7 protein-coding genes are annotated in these 7,382 nt (G+C 64.0%); 6 read left to right on the top strand and 1 reads right to left on the bottom strand.

Annotated features, from left to right (window positions below):
* From EOA23_RS29455 to EOA23_RS35860, 4 genes are all read left to right on the top strand, one after another.
* A partial coding sequence (locus tag EOA23_RS29455; RefSeq protein WP_189341750.1) for a strawberry notch C-terminal domain-containing protein occupies positions 1 to 1,089 on the top strand: 1,089 nt, incomplete at its 5' end.
* Positions 1,089 to 2,147: a toprim domain-containing protein gene (locus tag EOA23_RS29450; RefSeq protein WP_126060855.1), complete on the top strand. Its 1,059-nt coding sequence runs from the start codon at positions 1,089 to 1,091 to the stop codon at positions 2,145 to 2,147. The genes EOA23_RS29455 and EOA23_RS29450, both read left to right, overlap by 1 nt.
* 356 nt (positions 2,148 to 2,503) lie before the next feature.
* Complete coding sequence (locus EOA23_RS29445; RefSeq protein WP_127306720.1) at positions 2,504 to 3,433, top strand: DUF2493 domain-containing protein; 930 nt, start codon at positions 2,504 to 2,506, stop codon at positions 3,431 to 3,433.
* Between the two features lie 347 nt (positions 3,434 to 3,780).
* Positions 3,781 to 3,948, top strand: a complete 168-nt coding sequence (locus tag EOA23_RS35860) for a hypothetical protein (protein WP_189341749.1) — start codon at positions 3,781 to 3,783, stop codon at positions 3,946 to 3,948.
* Between the two features lie 168 nt (positions 3,949 to 4,116).
* Here the strand turns inward: EOA23_RS35860 and EOA23_RS29440 are convergent, their stop codons facing one another.
* Entirely contained in the window at positions 4,117 to 4,899 is a 783-nt protein-coding gene (locus EOA23_RS29440) for a helix-turn-helix transcriptional regulator (RefSeq protein WP_126060857.1), read from the bottom strand.
* Positions 4,900 to 5,009: 110 nt separating this feature from the next.
* Between EOA23_RS29440 and EOA23_RS29435 the strand changes: the two genes are divergently transcribed.
* Together EOA23_RS29435 and EOA23_RS29430 are read left to right on the top strand one after the other, a co-directional pair.
* Positions 5,010 to 7,151, top strand: coding sequence for a hydantoinase/oxoprolinase family protein (locus tag EOA23_RS29435; RefSeq protein ID WP_126060858.1), 2,142 nt, complete (start codon positions 5,010 to 5,012; stop codon positions 7,149 to 7,151).
* Between the two features lie 14 nt (positions 7,152 to 7,165).
* The coding region (locus EOA23_RS29430) for a hypothetical protein (protein WP_145966511.1) at positions 7,166 to 7,382 on the top strand (217 nt) is incomplete at its 3' end.

The raw sequence follows: 7,382 nt of genomic DNA, 5'->3' as shown, positions 1-7,382 counted from the left end.
CTCTATCTGCTGATCGTTCGCGGCAAGGTGGAGGGCTGCTCACTCAAGCTGTTCGAGCAGACCACGGGGCTGACGCTGACGGACGCCAACGGCATCAGGGACGAGCTGCCGCCGATCACGACGTTCCTCAATCGCCTTTTGGCGCTCACCATCGAGCTGCAAGACATCCTGTTTGCGGCTTTCGAGCAGTTGCTCACGGCGAAGGTCGAAGGTGCCATCGCGGCCGGGGTCTACGACCTTGGGCTTGAAACGCTGCGAGCGGAGAGTTTCGTCGTCACCAGTCGGCCGACGATTTACACCCATCCGGGCACCGGCGCCGAGACCCGGCTCCTCACCATAAATCAGCGCCAGCGCAACCGACCCGTGCCGGTCGAGGAAGCTGTCGCGCACCTCCATGATCCGCGCGCCATCCTTTTGGTCAACGAACGCTCAGGGCGTGCTGCCGTGCAGGTGCCCGCGCCATCGTTTATGCTCGACGATGGCGAGATCGAGCGTCGGGTCAGGCTGATCCGGCCAATGGAACAGCACCATGCCTCGCTACGTATGATGGAAGACAGCCATTGGCATCAGGCTGATCGCGAGACCTTCACCGCCGCCTGGAGGGCCGAGGTCGCCGGCGTCCCGGCATTCTCGGATTCGATCATCCACATTGTCGCGGGACTGCTGCTGCCGATCTGGAAGCGACTCCCAACTGAGTCAAGCCGGGTCTATCGGCTCCAGACCGACCAGGGGGAGCGCATCATTGGCCGCAAGGTTTCGGCCGCATGGGCCGCCGGGGCGCTCGCAAACCGCGTCGGCACGCTTACGGCACAGGATGCCTTCAACGCCCTTGTGGATGGCAGCACCATGCTCGACCTTGCCGAGGGACTTCATCTGCGCCGCGTCCGTGTGATGAGCGCCAACCGCATCGAACTGTCGGGCTTCACCGATACCATGCGCGAGCGGCTAACGGCCTACGGGCTTTTCCACGAGATCATATCCTGGAAGCTGCGCATGTTCGTGCCCGCGGACGCAAGCGGGCCTGCGGTGCTGGCCAAGGTAATCGAGCGGTATCCATTGCAGCGCATCAGCGAGAGGGAGGCCACCTGATGCCGCCTCGCGATATATCCGAACTGGCACACCGCCTCGGCCGTCGGGCCGAGGCGGTGTGCCGCCGCTACCTTTCCAACGGTCGCCGGGTCGGCAATTACTGGCTGGTCGGCGATGCCCGCAATGCGCAGGGGCGCTCTATGTTTGTCCGTCTCAAGGGATCGGAGTCCGGAAAGGGCGCCGCCGGGAAATGGACCGACGCCGCCACCGGTGAGCACGGCGATCTTTTGGATGTCATCCGAGAATCGCTTGGTCTCGCTGACTTCAGAGACGTGTCGAAAGAGGCTCGCAGTTTTCTGTCTATGCCCTACGTGGACTGCGAACGGGGCGAACCTAGGTCGCCAGCCGTTCCCGCCGCCGGCGGCTCCACCGAGGCGGCGAGGCGGTTGGTCTCCATGTCGTGGTCGATACCAGGAACGCTTGTGGAGACCTATCTTCGCGGACGCGGAGTAACGGCCTTGCATGAGACCGGGAGCCTGCGGTTTCATCCGAGCTGCTATTACCGTCCCGACGGCGGCCCGACCGAAACATGGCCGGCAATGATCGCGACGGTCACCGACCTCAAAGGCAAGCTCACCGGCGCTCACCGCACCTGGCTCGACCCGGCCGGATTCAGCGAGGCCCATCTCGGCCGCGCTCCGATCGACACGCCGAGACGAGCAATGGGCGAACTGCTCGGTCACGCCGTCCGCTTCGGCTGCTGTTGCGATGTCATGGCCGCCGGCGAAGGCATCGAGACCATGCTGTCGCAACGCACCGTCCTGCCTGCCATGCCAGCTATGGCAGCGCTGTCGGCGGCGCATCTGTCAGCAATCCTGTTCCCCGGTACCTTGCGGCGGATCTACATCGCCCGCGACAATGATCCTGCCGGCGACGCAGCTGTGGCAACCCTCATTGAACGGACCAACGCGGCCGGCATCGAGGCGATAGTCCTGACGCCGCAGCTCGGCGACTTCAACGAGGATCTGCGCCTGCTTGGTGCCGATGCCCTGAGGGCAATCCTGCGGGTCCAGCTCGCGCCACAGGATGTCGATCGCTTCATGAAGCGGGCGGCCTGACCGGAAGGGAAAGAGAGGGCGGCGTGCCGGCGACGCGTGGCCGCGGTGCGCAGGCGGACCTTAGCTCGGGCGAGGGCCGACCCACGGCCTTCAAGAGGGCGATCGGGCGACGGCCGATCCGGACAGGCAATGGCTGCGCCCGGCTATTTTCCGGCGGCGCCGCCACCCCACGCGGCAGGCCGCGCGAGGCCCCGTCTTCGGGCCTTCCATCGCGAGACAAAATAGCCGGGCTTCGCCATCCTCCACTGCCGTTGCGGCCCTGCGCTGGCGCTTCGGGTGCAAGTCCGGGCCGTCCATCGCCTTTGTCGCCATGAAGGCCGCGATGGGCGCGGCCGGTCCCACGAAGGTAAGTCCCCATGAGCACCGAGCACGATACCGACTTCGAGCCGCAATGCGCATCATCACCCATTGACCACATGCTTCAGGAGCTTCAGCTCTACGGCCGTCGCCCCTTCGACGACGAACCCGATCCGCGGCCGCTTCCCGAGGGCCGCGTCATCGCTGCCAGCATCGCCGACATCTTCGACGCCCTCGTTGTGGCGATGACCGACACACGCTTGGAACCCGATCTCGAGGAACTGCTGTGGGGTACGGTCAATCTGTTCCACCGCGCGACCAAGCGGATCGAACGCGAGCTCGATGCAAATGAACTCGCCCAGCAGCGGCTGCAGCGCGAACAGGACGGATCCGAGGTCAAGTCGGTCGAGCTCGAGCGTCTCATTGCCCAAGGTCAGACACTGCTTGAACGCCGCAGCGCCTTCGAGTTGATGCGCGACCAGGCCATCGAGCATTACGAGCGTCACACCCACTCGGTCTGGCGTCCGCGCTCGGGCTCAGTCGTCAACCATCGCCACCTGACCGCGGCAACGATCGACAGCCGCGATTTCCTGGCCGCGAGGAGGCATGCAGACAGCCAGGTGCTGTTGCCACCTGGACCGAAAGTCGCCTTCACCGGCGGGCTCGATTTCAACGATCATCGGCTGATCTGGGCCAAGCTCGACCAGGTCCATGGCAAGCATCCCGACATGGTCCTGCTGCACGGCGGATCGGCCAAAGGCGCCGAGCTGATCGCGGCCAAATGGGCTCAGTGCCGCAAGGTGCCACAGATTGCCTTCAAGCCGGACTGGACCAGGCATGCCAAGGCCGCGCCGTTCAAGCGCAACGATGCCATGCTCGACACCTTGCCAATTGGCGTGATTCATTTTCCCGGCTCCGGCATTCAAGATAACCTCGCGGACAAGGCCCGGAGGCTCGGCATTCCGGTGATGAAGTTCGGCTCGACCTGACCGGGCCAATGTCCGCCCGGCGCAAGTCGTCCGCTCTGTTTCCGTCGCTCCAGGCGCCTTGACCGGACGACCGCTCCTGCGGATGCAGCGTCGAAAGCGAGGCGGCGGACCACGAGGTTCATCCCGTCTCGTCCTGGAATGGAGAACAGAGAACCAATCCTGCGTTTGTTGGCGCAATTCCTTGATCCGGTCCGAGGCCTGATGCCATCAACCCATGAAGGGTCGGACTACGCATAACGTGCCGCCGTTTCGGCGGTGCCTTCACGGTGATCGCGGCCCTCGGCCGGACAAATCGGGCGCCTGTCACGCGGGGATCGATCCCCGCTTCCAGAACAGGAGCAGGAAAAATGTCCCTCGTAGAAGCCAACGCCTTCGCCTTCAGCCTCGCCGCCAGCCTGATGGTCGGCATCGTCATTTTCCGTGCTGGCGACGGTACGCTCTCGGTCGTGCGGGCAGACGAGTTTGAGGGAGAGGTCTCCCAGATTGTCCGGGAAATCGATCCTCACGAGCAATGATCCGGAGAGCCAGCAGCTGCCTGCTTTGCGCCTCATGTCGGCCGGTAAAGTCAGCTTGTGCAAAGCCCGAAGCGGGCATTCACCACGCGTCCACGATGTCAGGGTTTGAACTTCAGCCACCCCGGTTGCAGTGCGGCAAGGCAATTCGCTGCACTCGATTGAGAGCAGCTACCTGGCTGAACTTTTGTGCTGGAAGAACTGCAGGAACAATTCGCGCTCGGTGGTGATGTCGAGCTTTTCATAGATGCGACGGCGGTGGTTCTTCACAGTGCCGACGGTGATGCCGAGCCGCTCGGCGATGTTGGCGGTCGGATGGCCGGCGAGGATCAGCTCCACCAGCTCGCGCTCGCGCAAGGAAAGCTCGGGCCAGAGGCTTTCCGGAATTCTGGGCTTCTGCTGCGGCGAGGCGCCCGGACCGCTCGGCGCCGAGGTGCGGGAGAAGTCTGAGCCGCGCGCCTTGATGTCCAGCGCATGCAGCGCCTTGAACACCGGCAGCCGCTCGGTCAGCAACGCGATCTCGCTGTCCTTGAACGACACCGTCGAGCGGTCGAGAAAGATGCCGAGGCACCAGTCGCCGCCGTCGGAAAGCATAATGCCGACCTCGTCGCAAATCTCCGACTGCGCCAGGAAGCCTGCTATGTATTGCCCGCGCTTGGCCTCCTCGTCGGCCAGCCCTTTCAGCGGCATGATGCCGAGTCGCCGCTCGCGCCGCCAGGATGCATAGAACGGATCGAAGACATAGTAGTTGTCGAGATAGCGCCGAACCATCTCGTCTGAGAAGCCCCGGTGCTTGACGAATTCCGGGGTCCTGGTTGCCGAATAGCGCGTCACCGTCACCAGATCATGCGCGATGTCGGCGCCGATCAGATCGATCAGGCAGTCGACATGCCGGTCGGTGCCGGTGGCGGCGATCGCCCTGGCCAGCGGCGCCCAGATATTGCCCATGCGCATGCCCTTTTCTCGGCGAAGCCGGCCCAAGCGTCATTGTGTCTTTAGGCATATGGCGCGATCCGGCTTCGGGAATCTAGCCTGCGGTCACTCTCGGCAAGGGAAAGCGACCCGTGGACCAGATCACGACCAATCCAATCGTCATCGGCATCGACGCCGGCGGCACCATGACCGATACGATCCTTGTCGATCAGGACGGCCACTTCAAGATCGGCAAGTCGGCGACGACGCCGAAGAACGAGGCCGAAGGCTTCCTCGCTTCGGCCGAAGACGCGGCCGTTGCCTGGGGCATCTCGCTGCAGGACCTGTTCTCCGGCGTCAATGTGGTGCTCTATTCGGGCACCGGCATGCTCAACACGCTGTTGTCGCGCACCGGCCGCAAGCTCGGGCTGATCACCACCAAGGGCCTCGAGGACATGATCCTGATGGGTCGCGGCCTGCAGGCCTGGGCCGACTACTCCTATGCCGACCGCCTGCATGCGGTCACCCATCATCACCCCGATCCGCTGGTGCCTCGCCGCCGCACCCATGGCGTCACCGAGCGTATCGACCAGTTCGGCGACATCATCCTGCCGCTCTACGAGCACGAGGTGCATGCGGCGGCAAGGAAGCTGATCGCCGACAAGGTCGAGGCGATCTGCATCATGACAGTCTTCGCCCACGTCAATCCGGCGCATGAGAAGCGCATCGCCGAGATCTGCCGCGTGGAGATCGCTGCCTCCGGCACGGACATACTCGTCTACACCAGCCATGAGGTGCGTCCGGTCATCCGCGAGCAGTCGCGGCTGAACTCGGTGCTGATCGAGGCCTACGCCACCTCGCGCGGCCGCAAGCAGCTCAAGGGCATCGAGGACGTCTCGAAGAAATATGGTTTCAAATATGGCGTGCAGACGCTGCTCTCCTTTGGCGGCCTGACCTCCATCAACCATCCGCGCCTCCACGAGACGATGATCTCCGGGCCGATCGGCGGCATCCTGGGCGCGGCCTATGTCGGCAAGCTGATCGGCAACGACTCGCTGATCTGCTCGGATATGGGCGGCACATCATTCGACATGGGCGTCATCACGCGCGGCCAGACGCGGATCGAGAACGAGCCGCTGATGGACCGTTTCAAGCTCAACGTGCCGACGCTCCATCTTGACACGATCGGCGCCGGCGCCGGCATGATCCTGAAGGTCGACCCGCTGACCAGGAAAGTCTCGCTCGGGCCGGAAAGCGCCGGTTCGGACCCCGGCCCGATCTGCTTTGCCAAGGGCGGCACCGAGCCGACCATCGCCGACTGCGACGCCATCCTCGGCCGGCTGAACCCACATTACTTCCTCGGCGGCAAGGTCGTGCTGCAGGTTGAGAAGGCGCGGAAAGCCTTCGAGGAGAAATGCGCCCGCGTGCTCGGCGTCGGCGTCGAAGAGGCGGCCGAAGGCATGATCGAGATGCTGGAGGCCGACGCCAACAACGCGCTGCGCCGCGTCATCTCTGGCCAGGGCATTCACCCATCTGAATTCACGCTCCTATCCTATGGCGGCTCGGGACCGCTGCACCTCGCCGGCTGCTCGCGCGGCATCGGCTTCAAGGACATCATCACCTTTCAGTTCGCTGCAGCCTTTTCGGCCTTCGGCTGCACCACCGCCGATTTCATGCGCCGCCATTCGGTGTCGACGCAGATCGATATCGGCGCGCGCGCAAGCGACGACGAATTGCAGGCGTTTGGCGCGAAGGTCACCACTATCTGGGACGACCTGACCAGGGCCGCGGTCGACGAAATGGTCACCGACGGCCACGCGCTCTCTAAGATCAAAACCGTGCCGTTCCTGATGATGCGCTACACCGGCCAGCTTGAGGACGTCGAGGTGATGGCGCCGCTGCCGGCGGTTCGTTCGGCCGACGACATGCGCAAGCTCATCGCCGAGTTCGAGGCGGTCTATGCCAAGGTCAACCACCGCGTCTCGCGCTATGGCGAGGCCGGCTTCTCGATCACGGAACTCGGGCTGATCGCCACCGCCGACAAGGTCAAGCCGATGCTGGTCAAGCGGCCGCTCGGCAGATCCGATCCAGCCTCGGCCCACAAGGGCGTGCGCGAGGCCTATATCGGCGGTCGCTGGCACAAGGCCAATCTCTACGAGATGGACCTTCTGCAGCCTGGCCATGAGGTCACCGGCCCGGCCATCATCGAACACCCGGCCACGACGCTTGTCGTTCATCCGCAGGACCGCGTCCATGTCGATGAATGGACGCTGCTTCACTACACCCACGCTTGAGAAGGGCGAACGCCATGCTGGATAAACCCGCCTCTGCGCTGCGCATCCGCGAAAGGCTGCTCGAATCCGAAAGGCTGATGGACGAGACCGGCTGCTATGACGGCATCACCGAGCTCCATTTGCGCAACCAGGACCCGCTGAAGTTCGAGACGCTGCACACAAAATTGCGCGCCTATTGCGTGTCGGCGCGCGAGATGGCCCGCCGCATCTCGGCTTCGCCTGGTGTGCGCG

The sequence above is a fragment of the Mesorhizobium sp. M2A.F.Ca.ET.042.01.1.1 genome (assembly GCF_003997405.1).
In the GTDB taxonomy this organism is placed as follows: domain Bacteria; phylum Pseudomonadota; class Alphaproteobacteria; order Rhizobiales; family Rhizobiaceae; genus Mesorhizobium.
Note: the sequence above shows the minus strand (reverse complement) of the source record. Positions and strands in the feature narration are given on the sequence as shown.

Coding starts and splice junctions, on each gene's coding strand:
- EOA23_RS29450 (WP_126060855.1), top strand. CDS start 1,089: ATGCCGCCTCGCGATATATCCGAACTGGCACACCGCCTCGGCCGTCGG.
- EOA23_RS29445 (WP_127306720.1), top strand. CDS start 2,504: ATGAGCACCGAGCACGATACCGACTTCGAGCCGCAATGCGCATCATCA.
- EOA23_RS35860 (WP_189341749.1), top strand. CDS start 3,781: ATGTCCCTCGTAGAAGCCAACGCCTTCGCCTTCAGCCTCGCCGCCAGC.
- EOA23_RS29440 (WP_126060857.1), bottom strand. CDS start 4,899: ATGCGCATGGGCAATATCTGGGCGCCGCTGGCCAGGGCGATCGCCGCC.